Origin of the sequence: Micromonospora sp. DT229 (genome assembly GCF_049844505.1) — a bacterium.
GTDB lineage: Bacteria > Actinomycetota > Actinomycetes > Mycobacteriales > Micromonosporaceae > Micromonospora.
The window spans coordinates 1-20860 of sequence record NZ_JBNCLD010000013.1 but is presented as its reverse complement, the minus strand read 5'-3'; the positions used below and the strand labels follow the sequence as shown (position 1 = coordinate 20860).

At 70.2% G+C, this 20860-nt stretch carries 22 protein-coding genes; 10 read left to right on the top strand and 12 right to left on the bottom strand.

Annotation, left to right across the window (positions count from 1 at the left end; translation table 11 throughout):
* Nucleotides 1–85: 85 nt before the first annotated feature.
* Nucleotides 86–583: a helix-turn-helix domain-containing protein gene (locus tag ACLQ2T_RS19980; RefSeq protein ID WP_425767871.1), complete on the top strand. Its 498-nt coding sequence runs from the start codon at nt 86–88 to the stop codon at nt 581–583.
* Entirely contained in the window at nt 580–1137 is a 558-nt protein-coding gene (locus ACLQ2T_RS19975) for a DUF6036 family nucleotidyltransferase (protein WP_425767870.1), read from the top strand. Before ACLQ2T_RS19980 ends, ACLQ2T_RS19975 begins: the two co-directional genes overlap by 4 nt.
* 283 nt (nt 1138–1420) lie before the next feature.
* Here the strand turns inward: ACLQ2T_RS19975 and ACLQ2T_RS19970 are convergent, their stop codons facing one another.
* The 5 genes from ACLQ2T_RS19970 to ACLQ2T_RS19950 form a co-directional block, all read right to left on the bottom strand.
* Entirely contained in the window at nt 1421–1798 is a 378-nt protein-coding gene (locus ACLQ2T_RS19970; RefSeq protein WP_425767869.1) for a nuclear transport factor 2 family protein, read from the bottom strand.
* A gap of 152 nt (nt 1799–1950) precedes the next feature.
* Nucleotides 1951–2322: a hypothetical protein gene (locus ACLQ2T_RS19965; protein WP_425767868.1), complete on the bottom strand. Its 372-nt coding sequence runs from the start codon at nt 2320–2322 to the stop codon at nt 1951–1953.
* A gap of 85 nt (nt 2323–2407) precedes the next feature.
* A complete protein-coding gene (locus tag ACLQ2T_RS19960) occupies nt 2408–2851 on the bottom strand; it encodes a hypothetical protein (RefSeq protein ID WP_425767867.1) in 444 nt (147 codons plus the stop codon).
* Nucleotides 2852–2984: 133 nt separating this feature from the next.
* Nucleotides 2985–3470 (bottom strand): roadblock/LC7 domain-containing protein, encoded by a 486-nt coding sequence (locus ACLQ2T_RS19955; RefSeq protein ID WP_425767866.1) that lies wholly within the window; start codon nt 3468–3470, stop codon nt 2985–2987.
* The gene (locus ACLQ2T_RS19950) at nt 3467–3838 is read right to left on the bottom strand and encodes a hypothetical protein (protein WP_425767865.1); all 372 of its coding nucleotides are present in this window, start codon (nt 3836–3838) and stop codon (nt 3467–3469) included. Before ACLQ2T_RS19950 ends, ACLQ2T_RS19955 begins: the two co-directional genes overlap by 4 nt.
* 385 nt (nt 3839–4223) lie before the next feature.
* Between ACLQ2T_RS19950 and ACLQ2T_RS19945 the strand changes: the two genes are divergently transcribed.
* The gene (locus ACLQ2T_RS19945) at nt 4224–5090 is read left to right on the top strand and encodes an AraC family transcriptional regulator (protein WP_425767864.1); all 867 of its coding nucleotides are present in this window, start codon (nt 4224–4226) and stop codon (nt 5088–5090) included.
* Nucleotides 5091–5102: 12 nt separating this feature from the next.
* On the opposite strand, the gene ACLQ2T_RS19940 is transcribed toward ACLQ2T_RS19945, so the two are convergent.
* Nucleotides 5103–5597 (bottom strand): NUDIX hydrolase, encoded by a 495-nt coding sequence (locus tag ACLQ2T_RS19940; protein WP_425767863.1) that lies wholly within the window; start codon nt 5595–5597, stop codon nt 5103–5105.
* 193 nt (nt 5598–5790) lie between these two features.
* Here ACLQ2T_RS19940 and ACLQ2T_RS19935 point away from each other — a divergent pair, with 193 nt between their 5' ends.
* The 3 genes from ACLQ2T_RS19935 to npdG all read left to right on the top strand — a co-directional run bounded on the left by ACLQ2T_RS19935 (nt 5791) and on the right by npdG (nt 8303).
* Complete coding sequence (locus tag ACLQ2T_RS19935) at nt 5791–5997, top strand: hypothetical protein (protein ID WP_425767862.1); 207 nt, start codon at nt 5791–5793, stop codon at nt 5995–5997.
* A gap of 72 nt (nt 5998–6069) precedes the next feature.
* Entirely contained in the window at nt 6070–7497 is a 1428-nt protein-coding gene (locus ACLQ2T_RS19930; RefSeq protein WP_425767861.1) for an RNB domain-containing ribonuclease, read from the top strand.
* A 107-nt stretch (nt 7498–7604) separates the two neighbouring features.
* Nucleotides 7605–8303: an NADPH-dependent F420 reductase gene (gene npdG, locus ACLQ2T_RS19925; protein WP_425767860.1), complete on the top strand. Its 699-nt coding sequence runs from the start codon at nt 7605–7607 to the stop codon at nt 8301–8303.
* Nucleotides 8304–8355: 52 nt separating this feature from the next.
* On the opposite strand, the gene ACLQ2T_RS19920 is transcribed toward npdG, so the two are convergent.
* The 3 genes from ACLQ2T_RS19920 to ACLQ2T_RS19910 all read right to left on the bottom strand — a co-directional run bounded on the left by ACLQ2T_RS19920 (nt 8356) and on the right by ACLQ2T_RS19910 (nt 11678).
* Complete coding sequence (locus tag ACLQ2T_RS19920; RefSeq protein WP_425767859.1) at nt 8356–8847, bottom strand: hypothetical protein; 492 nt, start codon at nt 8845–8847, stop codon at nt 8356–8358.
* 93 nt (nt 8848–8940) lie between these two features.
* Nucleotides 8941–9786: a 3-methyl-2-oxobutanoate hydroxymethyltransferase gene (gene panB / locus ACLQ2T_RS19915; protein ID WP_425767858.1), complete on the bottom strand. Its 846-nt coding sequence runs from the start codon at nt 9784–9786 to the stop codon at nt 8941–8943.
* 125 nt (nt 9787–9911) lie between these two features.
* Nucleotides 9912–11678 carry an NAD+ synthase gene (locus ACLQ2T_RS19910; RefSeq protein WP_425767857.1) on the bottom strand — a complete coding sequence of 589 codons (1767 nt, stop codon included), beginning with the start codon at nt 11676–11678 and terminating at the stop codon, nt 9912–9914.
* Between the two features lie 210 nt (nt 11679–11888).
* Between ACLQ2T_RS19910 and glnA the strand changes: the two genes are divergently transcribed.
* Nucleotides 11889–13238 (top strand): type I glutamate--ammonia ligase, encoded by a 1350-nt coding sequence (gene glnA, locus ACLQ2T_RS19905; protein ID WP_425767856.1) that lies wholly within the window; start codon nt 11889–11891, stop codon nt 13236–13238.
* 99 nt (nt 13239–13337) lie between these two features.
* The gene (locus ACLQ2T_RS19900; RefSeq protein WP_357531417.1) at nt 13338–13763 is read left to right on the top strand and encodes a DUF350 domain-containing protein; all 426 of its coding nucleotides are present in this window, start codon (nt 13338–13340) and stop codon (nt 13761–13763) included.
* Nucleotides 13764–13905: 142 nt separating this feature from the next.
* Here ACLQ2T_RS19900 and ACLQ2T_RS19895 read toward each other — a convergent pair whose 3' ends face one another.
* Complete coding sequence (locus ACLQ2T_RS19895; RefSeq protein ID WP_425767855.1) at nt 13906–14418, bottom strand: hypothetical protein; 513 nt, start codon at nt 14416–14418, stop codon at nt 13906–13908.
* Nucleotides 14419–14567: 149 nt separating this feature from the next.
* Nucleotides 14568–15443 (bottom strand): S66 peptidase family protein, encoded by an 876-nt coding sequence (locus ACLQ2T_RS19890; protein WP_425767993.1) that lies wholly within the window; start codon nt 15441–15443, stop codon nt 14568–14570.
* 126 nt (nt 15444–15569) lie between these two features.
* On the opposite strand from ACLQ2T_RS19890, the gene ACLQ2T_RS19885 reads away from it, so the two are divergent.
* Both ACLQ2T_RS19885 and ACLQ2T_RS19880 read left to right on the top strand, forming a co-directional pair.
* Nucleotides 15570–16337, top strand: coding sequence for a type 1 glutamine amidotransferase (locus tag ACLQ2T_RS19885; protein ID WP_425767854.1), 768 nt, complete (start codon nt 15570–15572; stop codon nt 16335–16337).
* Nucleotides 16337–19384, top strand: coding sequence for a bifunctional [glutamine synthetase] adenylyltransferase/[glutamine synthetase]-adenylyl-L-tyrosine phosphorylase (locus ACLQ2T_RS19880; RefSeq protein ID WP_425767853.1), 3048 nt, complete (start codon nt 16337–16339; stop codon nt 19382–19384). The genes ACLQ2T_RS19885 and ACLQ2T_RS19880 overlap by 1 nt, the downstream gene beginning before the upstream one ends.
* A gap of 641 nt (nt 19385–20025) precedes the next feature.
* Here ACLQ2T_RS19880 and ACLQ2T_RS19875 read toward each other — a convergent pair.
* The gene (locus ACLQ2T_RS19875; protein WP_425767852.1) at nt 20026–20511 is read right to left on the bottom strand and encodes a hypothetical protein; all 486 of its coding nucleotides are present in this window, start codon (nt 20509–20511) and stop codon (nt 20026–20028) included.
* Nucleotides 20512–20860: the final 349 nt, after the last annotated feature.

Genomic DNA, 20860 nt, shown 5'->3' with positions numbered 1-20860 from the left:
TTCATGGTCAACATTGAGCCGTTTGAGCAGCACAGATGCCGTAGTCGAGTTGCGTTTTTGGTGTTTACGGCGCATGCTGGCGAGTATGAGTGGGGAACTCCTGACCACTGGCCAGGCGGCCAAGCTGCTGGGCTCGTCGCGTCAGCAGGTGGTCAACCTGTGTGAACGTGGGGACCTGCCGTTCGTGTGGGTGGGTGCGCACCGCAAGGTCAGGCGGGAGCATGTCGAGGCGTTGCTGCGACCCAGGCAGGCGTTGACCCGTGATCAGCTCAAGTCGCTGTGGCTGCACCAAGCGGTGGCGGGCAGCCTGGTCGTCGATCCGGACGAAGTGCTGGGTAAGGCTGCAGAGAACCTTGGTCGGCTGCTCCGACAGCATCGGGGGACCATGACCGAGGTCTGGCTGAGACGCTGGCAGGGCAAGATCAACGAAGGGGTTGGGTCCGTCCTTCGGACGTTGACCTCGGAAGATCCGGAGGCTGTCGAGCTGCGGCAGAACTCGCCCTTCGCTGGCGTACTTTCGCAACCACAGCGTCGGAAGGTTCTTGACTCCTTCAAGCACAGCGACTGGGGTCGGGTGGCATGAAGCGTGCAGAGCTGGAGCATGTCCTGAGATCGACGGGTCGGATTGTCGAAGACCGGAACGTCCTCATCATCGGCAGTCAGTCGGTGCTGGGGACGATTCCGGAAGATGATCTTCCGTTGGAAGCCACTGCCTCGATGGAGGTGGATGTCGCCTTCTTTGACGATCCGGACGATCAGAAGGCCGACCAGATCGACGCGAGCATAGGTGAGTTCTCGCCGTTCCACGAGACGTTCGGCTACTACGCCCAGGGCGTCAGTGTGTCGACGGCGGTGTTGCCCGACGGCTGGCGCGACCGGCTGGTGCTGGTGGAGTCCGACAACACCCAGCCGGGACGTGGCTACGCGCTCGATCCGCACGACTGCGTGGTATCCAAGCTGGTGGCCGGCAGGGAAAAGGACACCAAGTTCGCTGACGCATTGCTCCGAGCGGGTCTGGTGAGACCGAACGTGGTCGCCGAGCGGATCGAACTCCTGGCCGATGTGCATCCACTGGTGTTGAAGCGCATGAGGGACTGGATCGCCGCGTATCAGCCGGGGCCTGACGTCGTCGGCTGAGACGGATCGCGCGAAGCTGGCTGACGGCCCAGCGACGACCCACAGCGGTTGTCGCTCAACTCCTGCCCTGGTCAGTGGATGTTCCACCTTCAGAAGCCGGAGTACAGGTCGACTCGTCCGTCGCCCACCAGCTCAGAGCTTTGATCAAGGCTGAACGCGCCCGCGTCCGCAGCGAGACGGGCATCCGCTGGGGCGGACGCCCCCTCAACACCGCAGCCTGACCAACCGCGACCGAGCGCCGAAGGGGGCAAGTTCAGGAGAAGGACAGCGACAGAAGGATGACTCAGGAGGCGGACGGTTTGATCTCCCCCGCAAAGACGATGAACTGGTCGATGAGGCGCCGCCGCAGATGGACGACGTCCGTTCCCGCCAGGCGGGGACCTCCATCCGGCGTGGTGAAGACCCACTGGTAGCGGGCCCACTCGTCAGGCATGTCCACCGCCGAGCAGCGCACCATCGTGCCGGTCCCCGCCGGGTGGCGCCGGATGTCCAGCACGAACCGCTCGACCGCCGCGATTCCTTCGCTGCGACCCAACGGCCCCCAGAAAACCACGTCTGAGGTCAGAGCCTGGGAGAGCAGGGCAGTCACATGGCTGTCGTCCGAGGCGTTGAACGCGGAGATGAACCTGTCGATCGCGGAGCGTGCAATCTCTTCCTGCATGCCCCAGTAATACCAGCCGTTTCGCGTGCGCTCGTCCCGCGAGCCGCCTTCCGGTCACGGTGTCCCATTCCGGTCACAGCACTAGCTCGAAGTCGCCCGTCGCGGTGATGCCTCAGCCTCGCGATCCGACTGCACCGCTCATGGACCCACCCTTACCCGACTCGATCAGTGCTGCCGAACTCGTGGATCACCTCGATCTGGCCGACGATGTGGTTGTTGAACTCGTCCAGTTCTTCGGCGGGTACCCACAGCTCAAGGATGGTGTCGCCGCCGACCTGGCGGACCGGGTAGCGGCTGAGGAAGTCCGTCTCGAACTGGAAGCGGGTCACGTACCCGGCGCCGGAGGCGGGTACGTTCCAGTCCCGGGCGATCTTGATCGCGTACTCCTCGTTCAGCACGGGGTAGAAGATCGGCTGGTCGGGCAGGCGCGGGGGCCACTTCCGCCACCCGGAGGCGCGGACCAGCTCCAGTTCCCGGGGCCCGGTCGGGCGCCACAACACCGTCGTACCCTTGCCGTCGCTCATGCTGACCCCGCTACCTCCGTGGTGAGCCCGGACAGTATCGAGTCACCCGCGACGGACACCACCGCTTTCAACCCATACAAAGCGGTTACTGAGACGGGGTGGCCTCGTGTCCGGCCCGGCCGTGGGTGCGGCGGCGCTGTTTCATCTCCGCCTCGTAGATGTGCCGGCGGCCGTCGACCAGGGTGTCCCGGGCGTACCGTTCGATCTCCTGGAAGGTGGCGTAGTAGCCGTCGTCGAACTCTTCCATGATCTGGAAGGTCCAGCGGCCGGGTAGCACGTTGCGGCCGAGCAGTTCGTGTTCCACCCGGTCGGCTACCGCGTCGTGTCCGGCCTCGCGCAGAAGGGTCACCACCCGGTCCAGGGTGAGGTCCGCACCGCCGACCAGTTGGTGCGCCGAGTACAGATGTCCGCGTACCCGGTGGATGGTTTCCAGGGCCTTGCTCAGTTCGCCCAACGCATCGATCGTGGTGTCGTCGACACCGGCGGGGCGGGAGTGCTCGGCGTCCACCGATCTTTTGTCACCTGACATGGCCGCTCAGTACCCACCCTCGGGGCCGCCACGCACCCCGCCTGGCAACCGGGCAGACGGAGCGCACCGCCGTCGCGCAGCCAGGACACCGGAAAAAGACCGGATGGCGTACGCGAGGGCGGTGCGCCCGGGGTCAGCGGGTCGGCACGGTGGTGATCTGGGCGAGCAGGGTGGTCAGGCGATCCGCCACCGGTGGGGCGTGCAGGTGCAGCCGGGCCACATTGATCGCGTCGGTGCCGACCACGGAGAGCAGGGCCTGGCTGCCCACCGCGTACACCGAGAAGTAGCCGCCGTTGTTGCGGACGGTGGACTGGCAGAACTCGCCCTGGCCCAGACGGTGGCTGACCTGGCGGCCCAGGCCGAAGGTGGCCGCCGCCATCGCGGCCAGATCGTCCGGGCTCAGCTCGGCCGGCAGGTCGTGGGCGATGCGCAGCCCGTCCACCCCGCCGAGGACACTGCCCTGCACCCCGGGGATCTGTAGGCGCAGCTCGGTCAGCTCGGTGCCGATCGCCGGGTACGGCAGTGACGGATTGCCGGCCAGCGAGGGTGGCAGCTTGGGCGGTGGCGGGCCGGACGGCTGGGCGGTGCGGCGGGGCAGGACCGTGTCGCTGTTGTTCACAGTTCCAGCTGCTCCTCGATGGTGCGCAGTTGGTGTCGGGCCAGAGCCAGGTTGGCTCGGCTCTTGCTGAGCATCAGGTACAGGAACAGGCCCTTGCCGGTGTTACCGGTGAGCGGCCGGATGATGTGGTACTGACCGCCGAGGGTGATGAGCATGTCCTCGATGTCGTCGTTGAGCTTGAGCATCTCGATGGTGCGCATCTTGGCGCGTACCACGTCGGTGTTGCCGGCCGCCGCGACGGTCAGGTCGATCTCCGGGGTTCCGCCGGCCACGCCGAGGGTCATTCCGCTGGTGTAGTCGACGAGCGCGACGCCGATCGCGCCGTCGATGCTCATGGCGTCCTTGAGTGCGGTGTCGAGGGTGGCCACGCTTCCTCCAGGTCCGACTGACGCGGCTACCCGCGCCAGCGCAAGGTCTTCCGACAGTGTCGATGCCGGCGAGAAAATCTCGCACGAGGGTGGCATACCTTTCGTCACCTCTGCACCTCGACCAGCACTAATAGCCTGAGTGGGCGATTGCGGGTGGCCGCCGGGCCCAGCGAGATCGTCGCTGCGGCGGATGGCTGCCGACTCACCTCGCTGCTACCTACTCCATTCGTGAGCTGGTATGCCAGCCAGTGATGATCTGCTATCGGATGCAGGCACGGTAACACGAGGGCTTCGGCGCTGGACCCGACCCGACCGGGCACCGCATGTCGGGTCGGCGAGTCCGTCGCGGCCATAGCGTGGGTCGCACAAGGGAGGGAGACCTGGCGTGCTGGAGCGGCTCAACCAGGCTTTGGACCACCTCGAACAGCGGCTCGACCAGCCGGTCGAGATCGCCGATCTGGCGCGGATCGCAGTCACCTCGGAGTACCACTTCCGGCGGCTGTTCTCCGCACTGGCCGGCATTCCACTGTCCGAGTACGTGCGCCGCCGACGGCTGACCATGGCAGCGGCGGAGGTGGTCGCGGGGGAGCGCACCCTGCTGGACATCGCGGTCCGCTGGGGGTACGGCTCGGCCGAGGCGTTCGCCCGTGCGTTCAAGGCCATGCACGGGACAGGTCCGGGCGAGGCCAGGCGTACGAAGTGCGCCCTGCACGCCCAACCCCGGGTCTCCTTCCGGCTCATCGTCGAAGGGAGCAGCAGTATGCGATACCGCATCGTACGTAAGGACGCGTTCCAGCTCGCCGGCCGCAAGGCCCGGGTGCCGCTGGTGCACGAGGGCATGAATCCGGCGATCGTCGCCTTCATCAAGAGCATCGAACCGGCGACCCGGGAACGCATCGAGGCCCTGTCCGACCAGGAACCGGCGGGGATCGTCAACGTCAGCGACGGCCTGACCGGCAACCGGGCCGAGGGCACCGAACTGGATTACTGGTACGGCGTGGTCACCGGCGCCGAGGTGCCGGCCGATCTCGACGTACTGCCGGTGTCGGCGGGGGACTGGGCGGTGTTCGAGGTGTCCGGACCGTTCCCCGCAGCCGTGCAGCACCTGTGGCGGGACGTCTTCACCCAGTGGTTCCCGTCCAACCCCTACCGTTCCCGCCCCGGGCCGGAGATCTCGCGTACCACGGTCTCCGCCGACGGCACCCAGGCCGAGGCGCAACTGTGGATACCGGTGGAGCCGGTCACCACCTGAGCCCTGCTCCGGTCAGCCGGGCTTGCCCCACACCGTGCCCGGGGGCAGGAAGAAGGCCGGGGCCTGCGGGCCCAGGGCGTGCCGGATCACCAGGCGGGAATGCTCGTCCAACTCGGGTAGCCGGTCCGGCGGGAACCAACCCACGGCCAGTGACTCGTCGTCGTTCACCCGCGCCTGCCCGCCCACCGGCCGGCAGTGGAAACAGAGGTTGAGGCACTCGCACCGGTCCCCGTTCGGGTACCGGTGCGGGTGCGACACCGCGCTGCTGAGCCGCAGCGGCTCGACCCGCAGGCCGGCCTCCTCCCACACCTCGCGCACCACCGCGGTCGCCGGCTGTTCGCCCGGCTCGACGAAGCCGCTCGGCACCGCCCAGCGCCCGTCGTCGGCGCGCTGGCCCAGCAGCAGTTCACCCGCCTCGTTGTGCACCACCGCGCTGACGCTCGGCAGCCAGAGCAGGTCATGTCCGACGTGCTTACGCAGCCGCAGGATGTAATCCGGTACCCCCACCCCGGCGACCTTAGCCCCGGCCGCCGGCCCGCGCTCCCGGCCCGGCCCGCGTCCCCCGCCGGGGCCCAGGGAAACCGGGCGGCGAATCTCCCGGTTCCGGCCCGTCGCCGCCGCACCCGGATCTAATGTGGAGGTCCGAGGACTTGCGCTGTTCCGGTGGCGAGTGGCCGCTTATCGGTGCACAGTGATTCCCATGAGCGACAGCGACCCGCGGCGCTACTACTGGTGCACCCGACACCACCGAGTCGAGACCGGAACCGAGGTCTGTGCGGCCCGGCACGTGCTCGGCCCGTACGCCTCCGCCGCCGACGCGGAGAACGCCCTGCAGAAGGTGCGGGAGCGTAACGAAGCGTGGGAGGCCGAGGACGCCCGCCGGGCCGAGGAGGAAGGCAAGGAGTAGACGACGCGGGGGCGGCGTATCCCCGTCGGTCGGGGGAGGGCGCTACCGGCCCGGCGCTGTCAGGATGGGCCCATGGTCATCCGACGCGTCCTAGCACCGCGCATCGACTTCGGGGCCCTGCGCCGCGAGTTGGGGCTGCCCGACGACTACCCGCAGGCGGCGCAGCGGGAGGCCGACGAGGCCGCCGCCGCGCCACCCCGGCCCGCGGTCGACCGCACGGACATCCCGCTGGTCACCCTCGACCCGCCCGGGTCGCGGGACCTGGACCAGGCGATGCACCTGAGCCGCCGCGCCGGTGGCGGCTTCCGGGTGCGGTACGCGATAGCCGACGTGGCCGCCCACGTACGACCGGGTGGTGCCCTGGAGGAGGAGACCTGGCGGCGCGGGCAGACCGTCTACCTGCCCGACGGCAATGTGCCGTTGCACCCGCACAGCCTCGGTGAGGGCGCGGCCAGTCTGCTGCCGGAGGTGGACCGGGCGGCCGTGCTGTGGACCATCGACCTGGACGCCGAGGGTGCCACCACTGCCGTACATCTGGAACGGGCGCTGGTCCGCAGCCGGGCCCAGTTGGACTACCCCGGTGTGCAGGCCGACGCCGAGGCGGGTCGGCTGCCGGAGCCGATCGCCCTGTTGCCCGAGATCGGGGCCCTGCTCACCGCCCGGGGGCTGCGTCGCGGGGCGATCAACCTGCCGATCTCCGAGCAGGATGTGGAGGCCGACGGCGACGGGTGGCGTCTGGTGCTGCGGGCCCCGGTGCCGATGGAGGAACACAACGCCCAGATCTCCCTGCTCACCGGAATGGCCGCCGCCGATCTGATGCTGGCCGGCAGGATCGGTCTGCTGCGTACGATGCCGGCGCCGAAGCCGGAGGCGGTGCAGCGGTTGCGGGCCGCCGCCGCGCCGCTGGGGGTGCACTGGCCGGACGAGGTCGGCGTCGGTGAGCTGCTGCTCGGGTTGGATCCGGGGCAGCCTCGGGCTGCCGCCTTCGTCGACCAGGCAGCCGAGCTGATGCGGTCGGCCGCGTACACCGCCTTCGACGGTGAGGTGCCGCAGCAGTCGACCCACGGTGGGGTCGCGGCGGCGTACGCCCATGTCACGGCCCCGTTGCGCCGACTGGCCGACCGGTACGCCACGGAGGTCTGCCTGGCCCTGCACGAGGGCCGGCCGGTGCCGGACTGGGCCCGGGCGGCGCTGCCCCGGTTGCCTGCGGCGATGGCCGCCACCGACCGGGCCGCCTCGGCGGCCAACCGGGGTGCGATCGATCTGGCTGAGGCGGTGCTGTTGCAGCACCGGGTGGGTGAGACCTTCGAGGCCGCCGTGCTGGACGTGACCGCCCCCGCCAACGGCCGGTCGGGTCGGCCGCCCGGCGGTACGGTCGCCCTGGACGATCCGCCGGTACGCGCCCGCTGCCTGGGTGAGCTGACCCTGGGCACCCGGATGCGGGTCCGGTTGGTGACGGCCGACCCGGCCACCCGGTCGGTCGCCTTCGAAATAGCCTGACGCCGCCCAGCTCTGACGCCGCCCGGCTCGGCCGGTGCCGGGGCAGCGGGGATTGTCACAGGGGTAGTCGCCGTTGCCGGGGTGAGGTGACTGGAAGGATGACGACCATGGCATACGATCCGAGCGACCTGCCCGACGTCTCCGGGCTCACGGTCGGCATCATCGGCGGCACCGGAGACCAGGGCCGAGGGTTGGCCTACCGGTTCGCCCGGGCCGGTCAGACCGTGTTGATCGGCTCCCGCTCCGCCTCCCGGGCCGCCCAGTCGGCCGAGGAGATCGCCGCCCTGCCCGGGGTTGCCGCCGGTGGCAGCGTCACCGGGGCGGACAACGACGAGGTGGCCCGGCGCAGCGATGTGGTGATCATCGCGGTGCCCTGGGAGGGGCACGCCGCGACCCTGACCGACCTCGCCGAGCCGCTGGCCGGCAAGATCGTGGTCGACTGTGTCAATCCCCTCGGCTTCGACAAGCAGGGTCCGTACCCCCTGCCGGTGCCCGAGGGCAGCGCGGTCCAGCAGGCCGCCGCCCTGCTGCCCGGCTCCCGGGTCTGTGCCGCCTTCAACCACGTCAGCGCGCCGCTGCTGGCCGACCCGGAGATCGACCGGATCGAGCTGGACGTGCTGATCTGCACCGAGGAGCGGGAGCTGGTTGACGTCGTCGCCGCCCTGGCCGCCCGGATTCCCGGGATGCGGGGGGTGTACGCGGGACGGCTGCGCAACGCCCACCAGATCGAGGCGTTCACCGCCAACCTGATCGCGATCAACCGCCGGTACAAGACCCACGCCGGGGTGCGCGTCACCGATCTCTGAGCCGGACAGGGGTGTGGCCCGGCCATCGGGCCGGGCCACACCGTTGCAACGGTCAGAAGTTGATGTCGACGCCGGCTTCCTTGCAGACCGCGGTGAGGTTCGTGGCGGTCTTCTGGAAGGCTGCGGTGTCCCCGGCGGCGACCGGGTCGGAGGACTCGGCGGCCTCCGCCACCGCGGCCTGGAACTCCTTCACCGCGTTGGCCACCTTGCTGTCCGTGCTGGCGGAGTCGGCGGCCTTGCCGAGTGCCGCAGCCATGTCGGTGTAGGTCTCCGACAGCATCTTGGCGGTCGGCTCCTTACCGGCCTGGAGCGCGTCGAACAGTACTTCCTTCGACTCGTCCCCGGCCTTCTGCACGGCCTCACAGACCTTCTTGTCGTCCTCACCAGCGGCGGCGGCCGGTGCGGAGGCCTGGGGGGTGGCGGAGGCGCTGGCGGGGGCCGAGGCGGAGGTTGCCGGGGCCTCGGTGTCGTCCCCGCCGCAGGCGGTGAGGGCGAAGACCGTGACTCCGGCCAGGGCGAGTGCAAAGAGTTGATCACGTTTCACGGCTGCGAAGCGTAGTGCGCCCTGTCCAGTCGTTCGGCCGTCGGGCATCCCGGTGCCGGGTCCTGGCACCCCAGGACCCGGTACCGGCGAGGATCAGAAGGTGTGTTCGGCGGCCGGGAACTCGCCGCCGCGTACCTCCTCGGCGAAGCGGCGGGTGGCCGCGTCCAGGGTGCCGGCCAGGTCGGCGTAGCGCTTGACGAAACGGGGGGCCCGCCCGGTCCGCAGACCGGCCATGTCCTGCCAGACCAGCACCTGGGCGTCGGTCTCCGGACCGGCACCGATGCCCACCGTGGGGATGGTCAGCTCGGCGGTGACCCGCTTGGCGACCGCCCCGGGCACCATCTCCAACACCACCGCGAAGGCCCCGGCCTCGGCGACCGCCCGCGCGTCGGCGATCACCTCCTCGGCGGCGTCCCCCCGACCCTGCACCCGGTAGCCGCCGAGGTTGTGCTCACTCTGCGGGGTGAAGCCGATGTGTGCCATCACCGGGATGCCGGCGCCGACGATGGCGGCGATCTGGTCGGCGCAGCGCCGGCCGCCCTCCAGCTTCACCGCGTGACAACCGCCCTCCTTCATGAACCGCACGGCCGTGCGCAGCGCCTGGGTCGGCCCCTCCTCGTACGAGCCGAACGGCAGGTCACCGACGACCAGGGTCTGCCGGGTGGCCCGGACCACCGCCCGGACCAGGGGCAGCAGATCCTCCGCGGTCACCGGCAGGGTGGTCTCGTAGCCGAACACGTTGTTCGCCGCCGAGTCGCCGACCAGCAGCACCGGAATGCCGGCCGCGTCGAAGATCGAGGCGGTGTACTGGTCGTACGAGGTGAGCATGGCCCACTTCTCGCCGCGCTCCTTGGCGGCGATCAGATCGCGGGTACGGACCCGGCGGGTGGCCGGGCCGCCGTAGAGGGCGGTCACCTCGGCCGGAGTGGACTCCACCATGACTGTCTCCTTTCCTCGAGGCCGCGTACGCGGTCCCCGGGCTCTGCCGCGATCGTCGCACCGGCGGACCCGGTGGCGGCAGGTCGCAGTGGAGGATGTCACTCCGGCCGGGGCCGGTGGTGGGGTCAGCCGTCCTCCCGCCACCGGTTGGTGATCGGCAGCCGTCGGTCCCGGCCGAACGCCTTCATGGAGATCTTCGTGCCGGGGGCGGACTGGCGTCGCTTGTACTCGGCGGTATCCACCATCCGCAGCACCTTGTCCACCATCGCCGGGTCGTGGCCGGAGGCCACCAGACCATCCCGGCCCAGATCCCCGTCGACGTAGCCGATCAGGATCGGGTCGAGCACGTCGTAGTCGGGCAGGGTGTCGCTGTCCAGTTGACCCGGGCTCAGCTCGGCGCTCGGCGGCTTGCCGATCGAGTTCTCCGGGATCGGCGGGGTGTGGCCCAGCCGGGTGGCCTCGGCGTTGCGCCACTTGGCCAGCCGCCACACCAGGGTCTTCCACACGTCCTTGATCGGGTTGAAGCCGCCGACCGAGTCGCCGTAGAGGGTGGAGTAGCCGACCGCCAGTTCGCTCTTGTTGCCGGTGGTGAGCACCAGCGGGCCCTCCTGGTTCGACAGGGCCATCAGGATCACCCCCCGTACCCGGGCCTGGAGGTTCTCCACGGCCACCCCGGACAGGGACAGGTTGGCCAGGAAGGCGTCCACCATCGGCTGGATCGGCTCGACCCGGTAGTCCAGCCCGGTGCGCTTGGCCAGGTCGGCCGCGTCCTCCCGGCTGTGTTCGGAGGAGTGCTGGCTGGGCAGGGAGACCCCGACGACCCGGTCGGGGCCGAGGGCGTCCACCGCGATGGCCGCCACCACGGCCGAGTCGATGCCGCCGGAGAGACCGAGCACCACCGAGGGGAAGCGGTTCTTGTTCACGTAGTCGCGCAGCCCGAGCACCAGGGCCTGCCACACCTCGGCCTCGTCGGCGACCGGCTCGATGACCCCGCCGTGCGCCGCCGGGCCGTCCGGGGCGGGCGGTAGGCCCTCGACCGTACGACGGACCAGCCGCAACCCGTCGCCCACCTGGCCGCCGTCGGCGATCTCGCCCGTCTCGGCGGTCGACGGCACGGACACGTCGTGCACGAGCAGGTGCTCGACGAACTGTGGGGCCCGGGCCAGCAGGGTCCCGTCCGGCCCGACGATCATCGAGTCGCCCTCGAAGACCAACTCGTCCTGGCCGCCGACCATGTTGACGTAGGCGATGGTGGCCTCGGCCTCGGCGGCCCTACGGCGGACCACCGGCAGCCGCAGGTCGTCCTTGTTCAGCTCGTACGGCGAGCCGTTGATGCTGACCACCAGCCCGACCCCGGCCTGTCGGGCGGCGGCGAACGGCCCGCCGGCCTGCCACAGGTCCTCGCAGATGGTCAACGCCACGTCCACCCCGCCGAGCCGGACCACCGTCAGGGTGTCCCCGGGCACGAAGTAGCGGTCCTCGTCGAAGACCCCGTAGTTGGGCAGGTGGTGCTTGAAGTAGGTGACCTGCACCCGGCCCCGGTGCAGCAGGGCGGCCGCGTTGCGGGCCCCGCGACCCGGCTCGGCGTCGCCGCTGACCTGCGGCGGACCGTCGGCGTCCAGATAACCCACCACGATCGGCACCTCGCCCAGCCCGTCCGCGGCCAGGTCGGCGGCGAGCCGGTCCAGGGCGGCCTTGGAAGCGGCGACGAAGGACCGCCGGAAGACCAGATCCTCCACCGGGTAGCCGGTCAGCACCATCTCCGGGAAGATCACCAACTGGGCGCCGGCCTCGGCGGCCCGGCGGGACCAGGCGCGGACTAGGTCGGCGTTGCCGGTGAGATCGCCGACGCTGGGGTTGACCTGGCACAGAGCGAGACGCAGGGTGGGCATGTCCTCATCTTGCCCCAGCCCGATGAGGTCGACACGTGGGCGTGGCCGCCGAACCCCCGCAGCGGAAGGGGTGACCGCCGGTCGGGACTGCACGGGACGCGGTGACGGCTGTTCGCGTAACGTCTGCGTAATCGGGCCGGTGAAGACTGGTCGGACAGGTCGGGCAAAGCCCGGTCGAAGGCGGACATAGAGTCGCGGAAGGTTGAGGCAGTGGACCGACAGCAGGAGTTCGTTCTTCGTACGCTGGAAGAGCGGGACATCCGCTTCGTCCGGCTCTGGTTCACCGACGTGCTCGGCACCCTCAAGAGCGTCTCGGTCGCACCGGCCGAGTTGGAGGCCGCCTTCGACGAGGGCATCGGGTTCGACGGCTCGGCGATCGAGGGCTTCGCCCGGGTCTTCGAGTCGGACATGGTGGCCATGCCGGACCCGACGACCTTCCAGGTGTTCCCCTTCGAGGGCGGGGTCAGCGGCGAGAGCGCCCGGATGTTCTGCGACATCCTGCTGCCCGACGGCAGCCCCTCCTGGGCCGACCCTAGGCATGTGCTGCGCCGGGCGCTGTCCCGGGCGGCCGAGAAGGGCTTCACCTTCTACACCCACCCCGAGATCGAGTTCTTCCTGCTGGAGAACGGCCCGGCGGACGGCTCGGTGCCGATCCCGGTGGACACCGGCGGCTACTTCGAGCACACCACCCACGCGGTGGCCCGGGACTTCCGCCGCCAGGCGGTGCTGGCCCTGGAGCGCATCGGCATCTCGGTGGAGTACAGCCACCACGAGGTCGCCCCCGGCCAGCAGGAGATCGACCTGCGCTACGCCGACGCCCTGACCACGGCCGACAACATCATGACCTTCCGGCACGTGGTGAAGGAGGTGGCCCTCTCCACCGGGGTGCAGGCCACCTTCATGCCCAAGCCCTTCACCGACCAGCCGGGCAGCGGCATGCACACCCACCTGTCGCTGTTCGAGGGGGAGCGCAACGCCTTCCACGACGCCAGCGACCCGATGAAGCTGTCCAAGGTGGCCCGGGCCTTCATCGCCGGGTTGCTGGTGCACGCCCGGGAGTACACCGCGGTCACCAACCAGTGGGTGAACTCCTACAAGCGGCTGTTCCCGCAGGCCCTGCCGGACCGGGTCACCGAGAGCCCGGCGTACGTCTGCTGGGGGCACCTGAACCGGTCCGCCCTGGTCCGCGTCCCGGCGTACGGCAAGCCCAACTCGGCCCGGGTGGAGATCCGCTCGCCCGACTCGGCCGCCAACCCGTACCTGGCCTTCGCGGTGCTGCTCGGCGCCGGGATGAAGGGCATCGAGCAGGGGTACGAGCTGCCGCCGGGCGCCGAGGACGACGTCTGGGCCCTGACCAGTGGCGAACGGCGGGCGATGGGCTACGAGCCGTTGCCGGAGAACCTGGCCGAGGCGATCGACGTGATGGCCGGCTCCGAACTGGTCGCCGAGGTGCTCGGCGAACACGTCTTCGACTTCTTCCTGCGCAACAAGCGCTCGGAGTGGGAGCAGTACCGCCGCCAGGTCACCCCGTACGAGCGCCAGCACTACCTGTCGCTGTAACCCGACCGCCGGGCTGTCGGCCGTTGCGGGCTGCCGCTATCGTCTCGATCACCGTGCCGGCGCCCTGCCGGTCGGAGACGACAGTCGGGGAGGCAGTCGGTGTTGGAGGATCTGCTCAGCGGAGCCTGGCAGAGCGTGGTGTTCGGGATCGTCGGCGTCGGTCTGATGGCCGCCGGCTTCGGGCTGGTCGACCTGCTCACTCCCGGCAAGCTGCGGGACCTGATCTGGGTACGCCGTAACGCCAACGCCGGGTTGCTGCTCGCCGCCAACCAGCTCGGCGTCGCCGGGATCGTGTTCACCGCGATCCTGACCAGCTACCACGACTTCGCCAAGGGCCTGGCCTCGACCCTGCTGTTCGGACTGATCGGTCTCGGCATCATGGCGCTGGCCTTCGTCGTGCTGGACCTGCTCACCCCGGGCAAGCTCGGCGAGGTGGTCTGCTCCGACGAGCCGCACCCGGTCGCGAAGGTCAGCGCCGCCAGCCACTTCGGCGCCGCCCTGATCGTCTGCGCCTGCATCGCCTAACCCCACCCCCACCCCCACCCCCACCCCCACCCCCGCCCCACCCACCCCGCCCCAGCGGGGTTGATCATGAGGTTGGCGGCACTCGTCGATCTACAGAGTGCCGCCAACCTCATGATCGACGGGGTTGGGGTTGGGGTTGGGGTTACTTGGTGGTGGGGTGGGGGGCGGGGTCGAAGACGCCGGCTTCGGCGGCGGCGGTGATCGCGTCGGCCTGCGCCTGGGTGAGCTTGCCCTCCTCGACCGCCTTGGCGAGGCGCTCGGCCATGGCCTCCTGGCGGTCCTCGGGGGAACCCTTCGGACCACGGTCGCCACCACGCTTGTGGTCGCCGCCGCGCTTGTGGTCGCCACCACCCTTGTGGTGGTCGCCGCGACCCTCGGGGCGGTCACCGTCCGGCTTGTGCTGCTCGCGGAGCTTCTCCAGGGCCTCGGTCATCTTGTCGGCGGGCACACCCAGTTCCTCGGCCAACGCCTCGGCGAACGCCTGGTGACGCTCCCCGCGCTCCGGCCGCTGGTCCTCCGCGCTGGCGCTGGCGCTGGGGCTCGGGGTGGCCGTGTCGTCGGCGAGCGCCACGGTGGGAGCGGCGATCCCCACGGCGAGCACACCCGCAGCGGCCAGTCCGCCCAGCAGGTGCTTTTTCGAGATCGTGCGGGACATCGGTCCTCCAACTCGTCGGTGATGCGATGACGTCACCGACAGTGACCGGCCAGCCTGGGCGCGGCCCGTGGCGAACCTGTCAGCGAGCTGGCAATTCGGCCCGGAAAACCGGACATGTTCGGACTCCGGTGCCGGAACCGCTCAGACGCTCAGCACACTGCGGGAGCCACGGTGAGGGTGCCGGCGTCGGCGTCGAGGGTGGCCAGGGTGCCCACCGGGACGGAGAGCTGACCGGGGCCGTGGCCGATCGGCAGCCCGCCCAGCACCGGCACCCCCAGGTCACCCAGGCGCTCGGTGAGCACCTCGGCCACGCTGACCTCCCAGCCGTCCGCGCAGTCGGTGAACTGGCCCACCGCCACCCCGGCCAGCCGGTCCAGCGCACCCGCCCGGCGCAGCTGGGTGAGCATCCGGTCGACCTTGTACGGCGGCTCCTGCACGTCCTCCAGCAACAGCACCGCCCCGGTCAGGTCGGGCATGTCCGGGGTGCCCAGGGAGGCCACGATCAGGCACAGGTTGCCACCCAGCAGCCGACCCACCGCCCGCCCCGGCACCCGTACGCCGAAGGTCTCCTCGCCCTCGACGGCGGGCACGGTGACCGGCTCGGTGGTGGTCAGCGCGGCGTGCAGGGACTCCGCGGAGGCCAGGGGAGTGCGCTCGTCGCGCCAGGCCGCTCCCGGGCCGTGCACCCCGGCCAGCCGGGCACCCCGCCACAGGGCCAGTTGCAGGGCGGTGATGTCGGAGAAGCCGGCCACCACCTTCGGGTCCCGGCGTACCGCCGCCATGTCGATCGCGTCCACCACCCGTTGGGCCCCGTAGCCGCCCCGGGTGCAGATGATCCCGCGTACCCGGGGGTCGGCAAAGGCGGTGTTCAGGTCGGCCGCCCGCAGCGCGTCCGACCCGGCCAGATAGCCCTGCCGGGCGTACACGTTCGGGGCGAGTACCGGCCGCAGACCCCACCCGGTGAGCAGTTCGACGCCCCGGGCCACTCGTTCCGCCCGGGTCGGCCCGGAAGGCGACACCAGCATCACGGTGTCCCCCTCCCGCAGAGCCGGCGGGCGTACGACGTGGTCAACGGCGGTGTGGTCGGACACAGCCGGAGAGCCTAGTCCCGCGCGCGGCCCGGATCGGCCCGACCGGATAGCCTCGACGACGTGGGAACTGCGTTGGTGATCGAGAACGACCCGACCGACGATGCGAGACGGTTGGGAGAATGGTTGACGGAGGCGGGTCTGGACCTGTCCGTGGTCCGCCCGCACGCGGGCGACGAACTCCCCGCCGATCTGGCGGGACACGCCGCGCTGGTGGTGCTCGGCGGTGACCAGCAGGTCTACCCCGGCCCGGACGGGGCTCCCGGGGCCCCCTGGTTTCCGCAGGTGGAGGCGCTGCTGCGCAAGGCGGTCCGGCACCGGGTGCCGACCCTGGGCATCTGCCTGGGCGCGCAACTGCTCGCCACCGCTCACGCCGGCACGGTCGAGCGCAGCCCGGCCGGGCCGGAGGTGGGCCCCGCCGTGGTCGGTCGACGCGACGCCGCCGAGACGGACCCCCTGTTCCGGTACGTGCCACTGATACCGGACGTGTTGCAGTGGCACGCCGACGAGATCACCGAACTGCCCGCCGGTGCCACCCTGCTGGCCGCCTCCACCCGCTACCCGCATCAGGCCTTCCGGCTGGGTGACCGGGCCTGGGGGTTGCAGTTCCACATCGAGTGCGACACCGCGATGATCGCCGACTGGGCCACCGACTCGGCCCTGCTGGCCGAGTTGGGGTACGACCCGGAGCTGGTGGTCGCCGCCTGTGACGCCGTGATGGTCGATGTGGAGGAGGTCTGGCAGCCCTTCGCCGCCCGGTTCGCCGCGTTGGCCCTCGGCGAACTGGACGACGACGGGCCGCGCCGCACCCTGCCGCTGCTCGGGCACTGATGGGCCGGCCCACCAGCGCCACCGGCCGACTGGCCCGGTACGGCTTCGACGTCGCCGACTCCGACGGCGGCTCCCGCGCCGCCGACCTGCTGGGCCCCACCGGGCTGGACCTGTGGCGACCGCAGACCCAGGAACCCACCGGTGAGCCGGCCCAGGAACTGCTCACCGCGCTGTCCCGGGCCGCCGACCCGGATCTGGCGCTGCGCCAACTGCACCGCCTGGTCGAGGCGGAACGCCGCGTCCAGACCGGCCCCAACGGTTCGGCCGCGGGCGCGCCGGGCGGCATCGGGGCGGGGTCGACGGTGCTGGCGGCCCTGCACGACGACCCGGGGCTGCGCCGCCGGGTGATCGCCGTGCTGGGTGCCTCCTCGGCGCTGGGCGACCACCTGGTCGCCAACCCCGACCAGTGGACCGTGCTGCGGACCGAGCCGGACGGGCTGGCTCCGACCGCCGACGGGCGGCTGGACGTGACCGGGGACGGTAAGCCGGTGGCGGTGCTGCGTCGGGCGTACCGGCTGGCGTTGTTGCGGATCGCGGCGACCGACCTGACCGGCGGGCGCGGCCTGGAGCAGACCATGGCCGCGCTCTCCGCGCTGGCCGACGCCACCCTGTCGGCGGCCTACCGGATCGCCGTGGACGAGCTGCCCGAGGGCACCGCCGAGCCCCGGCTGGCCGTGGTGGCGATGGGCAAGTGCGGCGGTGGCGAACTCAACTACGTCTCCGACGTGGACGTGATCTTCGTGGCGGCCGAGGACGAGGACCTGGCCGCAGCCACCACGGTGGCCACCCGGCTGATCCACATCTGTGGGCTGGTGGCCTGGCCGGTCGACGCCGCCCTGCGCCCGGAGGGCAACCGGGGTCCGCTGGTGCGCACCCTGGCCAGCCACCTGGCGTACTACCGCCGCTGGGCCCGCACCTGGGAGTTCCAGGCCCTGCTCAAGGCCCGCCCGGCCGCCGGTGACCTGGCCCTGGGCCAGGAGTGGATCGACATGCTGGCCCCCCTGGTGTGGCAGGCGGCCGAGCGCCCGGAGGCGGTCGAGGACGTCCGGGCCATGCGACGCAAGATCATCGACCACATTCCGCCGAAGGAACAGGAACGCGAGATCAAACGCGGTCCCGGTGGACTGCGGGACATCGAGTTCGCGGTGCAACTGCTCCAACTGGTGCACGGGCGCGGCGACGAGTCACTGCGGGCACCCGGCACCATTCCCGCCCTGCGGGCCCTGGTCACCGGCGGCTACGTCGGCCGGGCCGACGGGGAGGCCCTGCTGCGCGGGTACCGCTTCCTGCGCGGGGTGGAGCACCGCCTGCAACTTCAGGGCCTGCGGCGGACCCACACCGTACCCACCGATCCGGGTGCCCTGCGCTGGCTGGCCGCCGCCCTCGGCTACACCGCCAGCCCGGGACGCAGCGCCGTCGAGGCCTTCCGCGCCGAGTGGGTCACCCACGCCACCGAGGTACGCCGACTGCACGCCAAACTGCTCTACCGCCCCCTGCTGGAGTCGGTGGCCCGGGTACCGGCCGACGGTCTGCGGCTGACCCCCCAGGCGGCCCGCAACCGGCTGGAGATCCTCGGCTTCGCCGACCCGGCCGGGGCCCTGCGTCACCTCCAGGCCCTGACCGGCGGGGTCAGCCGCACCGCCGCGATCCAGCGCACCCTGCTGCCGGTGCTGCTCAGCGAGTTCGCCGACGCCCCCGAACCGGACCGGGGCCTGCTCAACTACCGCCAGGTCTCCGACTCCCTGGGCAGCAGCCCCTGGTACCTGCGGCTGCTGCGCGACTCCGGGCCGGTGGCCCGCCGGCTGGCCCGGGTGCTCTCCTCCTCCCGGTACGCGGCTGACCTGCTGGCCCGCGAACCGGAGGCCCTGCGCCTGCTCGCCGAGGAGACCGAACTACGTCCCCGCCCCCGTGCGGTGCTGTTCGACGGCTTCGCCGCCGCGGCGGACCGGCACACCGACCCGGTGGAGGCCACCCGGGCGGTCCGCGCCCTGCGTCGGCGGGAACTGCTCCGGCTGGCCTGCGCCGACGTGCTCAGCCGGGCCGGTTCACTGGCCCCCACCCGGGGCGACGGCGAGCGGGCCACCCCCGGACTGACCGACATCACCGCCGTCGGTACCGCCCTCTCTGACGTAACCGACGCCACCCTCGCCGCCGCCCTGCGCACCGCCCGAGCCGCCCAGCCTTCGATGCCGGATTTGAAGTTCGCGGTGATCGGAATGGGTCGGCTCGGGGGGTACGAGTCCAACTACCTGTCCGACGCCGACGTGCTGTTCGTCTACGAGCCACCCGAGGGGGTCAGCGAGAGCGCCGCCAGCGCCGCCGCCCAGGCCATCGCCGAGGAACTGCGGCGACTGCTCGGGATGCCCGCCCCCGACCCGCCGCTGGGGGTCGACGCCGACCTGCGCCCGGAGGGCCGGCAGGGGCCGCTGGTCCGCAGCCTCGCCGCCTACCAGCAGTACTACGCCCGCTGGTCGAGGGTGTGGGAGGCCCAGGCACTGCTGCGGGCCCGCTGTGTCTGCGGCGACGCCGACCTGGGCACCCGGTTCGAGCAGATGGTCGACCCGGTGCGCTACCCCGCAGACGGGCTGACCCGGGAACAGATCATCGAGATCCGCCGGATCAAGGCGCGGGTGGAGACCGAACGGCTGCCCCGGGGCGCCGACCCGGCCACCCACACCAAACTGGGCCGGGGCGGACTGGCCGACGTCGAGTGGGCGGTGCAACTGCTCCAACTGCGCCACGCCGGGGCGTACCCGGCGCTGCGGGGCACCCGTACCCTCGACGCCCTCACGGCCGCCCGTGACCTGGGCCTGATCGACCCGGCGGACGCCGAGGCGATGGCCGCCGGGTGGACCCTGGCGGCCCAGGTCCGCAACGCCCTGATGCTGGTCCGGGGCCGGGCCGGCGACCAACTGCCCCGGCACGGGGTGGAACTGGCCGGGGTGGTCCGCCTGCTCGGCGCCGACGACCCCGGTGAGTTCCTCGACGAGTACCTACGCACCGGCCGCCGCTCCCGCACCGCCGCCGAACACGTCCTGGAGAGCTGAAGCACCGCCGCGTACGTAACGACATCTGATCCGGATCCCATGGCAGACAGGTCAGGGGGAGCGGCCTGCCTGGCTGGATTGGTGTTGTTAGCAGTTTGCTGCGACGTCGATCTCGACTCCCGTTGTGATACCTGAACTTGCCTGCCGAAGCGCCTTTTCTATCTGTCCTCTCCCTTGTTCATCAAGTGCTACTTGATAGACCTGAAGAGTCTTTATCGTCATGAGCTGCTGAAGTGCGTTTTGTCGTCTGGTCGGAGACTCCGGAGAGCGTGACGCCTCAAGCCACTCGACTTGCCAGGCGCAGTACCACTCGAGTTCGGCCTTGGTCAGTCCGGCGCCGGGGGCGTAAAGCATTTCCCTGGAATCTTTTGTAGGTGGATCCCCCCAAGAAGAATTGGGTGGCAGGTTCAATTTCCCCTTCGCCTCTTCGTATTCCGCCAAGTAGTGATCGAAGCCGTGATACCTGGGATCCTGCTTGCTCCCACTGATGGTGGAGTTGGTGCAAGCTGTTGTGGAGATGATGGCCAGGCATGTGAGTGCGACCAAGAAGCGGTGGGTGCCCCTGGATCTCGGAGGCAATGATTCGCCCTTCAGTGAAAGAAGAACTGTGGCCGCCCTCCCAGGGGCGGCCACAGCGTCGACTAGTAGTAGAGCCGTCCAGACCAGAAGCGATCGGTGCCGCTCACCGAGTTTCGGCCTTCGACGTTGAACCGAGTGTTGGCCAGGACGCTGGTGGCGATTGTGTAGTTCTGGTTTGCCTGCATGTTCGACCGCGTGGCGAAGATAAAGCCATCCGAGTTCCGCTTGAGCCGCAGGTCAAGGCAGCATCCGGGCCGGTTCTGTAAGTCCAGGATGATGTCCACTCCGTTGGTCGTCACGGTGCGGACGTAGTTCTCGGTGGTCCACGACGTGCCGTTCAGGGTCTGAGAGATGTTGTTCCACTGGGCTGCATGAGCTGCGCCTGGCGTAGTTGCGAGAACCATCGCGACTGCGCCTATTGCTGCTGCGATCCTCATTCCAGTTCGCTTCAACGCTGGCTCCTCCTTGGCGGAAATTCCGATGGCGGTGATGGTGGGAAGACGATAGCAGCTTTGATCGATATTCCTTAAGGGTTGTTTGTTAATCATTGAAACAACTTAAGCGTTGTTTCGTTGGGGTTGCTGACTGTAGTGGTGACTGTGGCTGTCGCGGCAGCTCACGCCGATCTGTCGCCGACGCCGTTTCCGTCCGTAGTTAATGTGGTCAATGTCTCGATTTGGGATGTTGTCCTGAGGATGGTTATCGTGTTATCGGGGAGGCTCCCTGGGGTGAGGGCCCGTGTTGGCTTTCGTTGACTTGACCGGGGGTCTGCGGCAGCACTGGTGGTGGCAGGGCAGTGTGGCGGCGAGTGGTGAATGGGGGCTCTTCGAACTTAAGCGGGGTTGAGGTGTCCGCGGTGGCGTCGGGTGGTGGCGGTGCGGGTGCGTAGGCGTTGGT

Bases quoted from the DNA above. Each gene is read 5' to 3' on its own strand.
- ACLQ2T_RS19980 (WP_425767871.1), top strand. From the start codon at position 86: ATGAGTGGGGAACTCCTGACCACTGGCCAGGCGGCCAAGCTGCTGGGC.
- ACLQ2T_RS19975 (WP_425767870.1), top strand. From the start codon at position 580: ATGAAGCGTGCAGAGCTGGAGCATGTCCTGAGATCGACGGGTCGGATT.
- ACLQ2T_RS19970 (WP_425767869.1), bottom strand. From the start codon at position 1,798: ATGCAGGAAGAGATTGCACGCTCCGCGATCGACAGGTTCATCTCCGCG.
- ACLQ2T_RS19965 (WP_425767868.1), bottom strand. From the start codon at position 2,322: ATGAGCGACGGCAAGGGTACGACGGTGTTGTGGCGCCCGACCGGGCCC.
- ACLQ2T_RS19960 (WP_425767867.1), bottom strand. From the start codon at position 2,851: ATGTCAGGTGACAAAAGATCGGTGGACGCCGAGCACTCCCGCCCCGCC.
- ACLQ2T_RS19935 (WP_425767862.1), top strand. From the start codon at position 5,791: ATGAGCGACAGCGACCCGCGGCGCTACTACTGGTGCACCCGACACCAC.
- ACLQ2T_RS19930 (WP_425767861.1), top strand. From the start codon at position 6,070: ATGGTCATCCGACGCGTCCTAGCACCGCGCATCGACTTCGGGGCCCTG.
- npdG (WP_425767860.1), top strand. From the start codon at position 7,605: ATGGCATACGATCCGAGCGACCTGCCCGACGTCTCCGGGCTCACGGTC.
- panB (WP_425767858.1), bottom strand. From the start codon at position 9,786: ATGGTGGAGTCCACTCCGGCCGAGGTGACCGCCCTCTACGGCGGCCCG.
- ACLQ2T_RS19910 (WP_425767857.1), bottom strand. From the start codon at position 11,678: ATGCCCACCCTGCGTCTCGCTCTGTGCCAGGTCAACCCCAGCGTCGGC.
- ACLQ2T_RS19895 (WP_425767855.1), bottom strand. From the start codon at position 14,418: ATGTCCCGCACGATCTCGAAAAAGCACCTGCTGGGCGGACTGGCCGCT.
- ACLQ2T_RS19890 (WP_425767993.1), bottom strand. From the start codon at position 15,443: ATGCTGGTGTCGCCTTCCGGGCCGACCCGGGCGGAACGAGTGGCCCGG.
- ACLQ2T_RS19880 (WP_425767853.1), top strand. From the start codon at position 16,337: ATGGGCCGGCCCACCAGCGCCACCGGCCGACTGGCCCGGTACGGCTTC.
- ACLQ2T_RS19875 (WP_425767852.1), bottom strand. From the start codon at position 20,511: ATGATTAACAAACAACCCTTAAGGAATATCGATCAAAGCTGCTATCGT.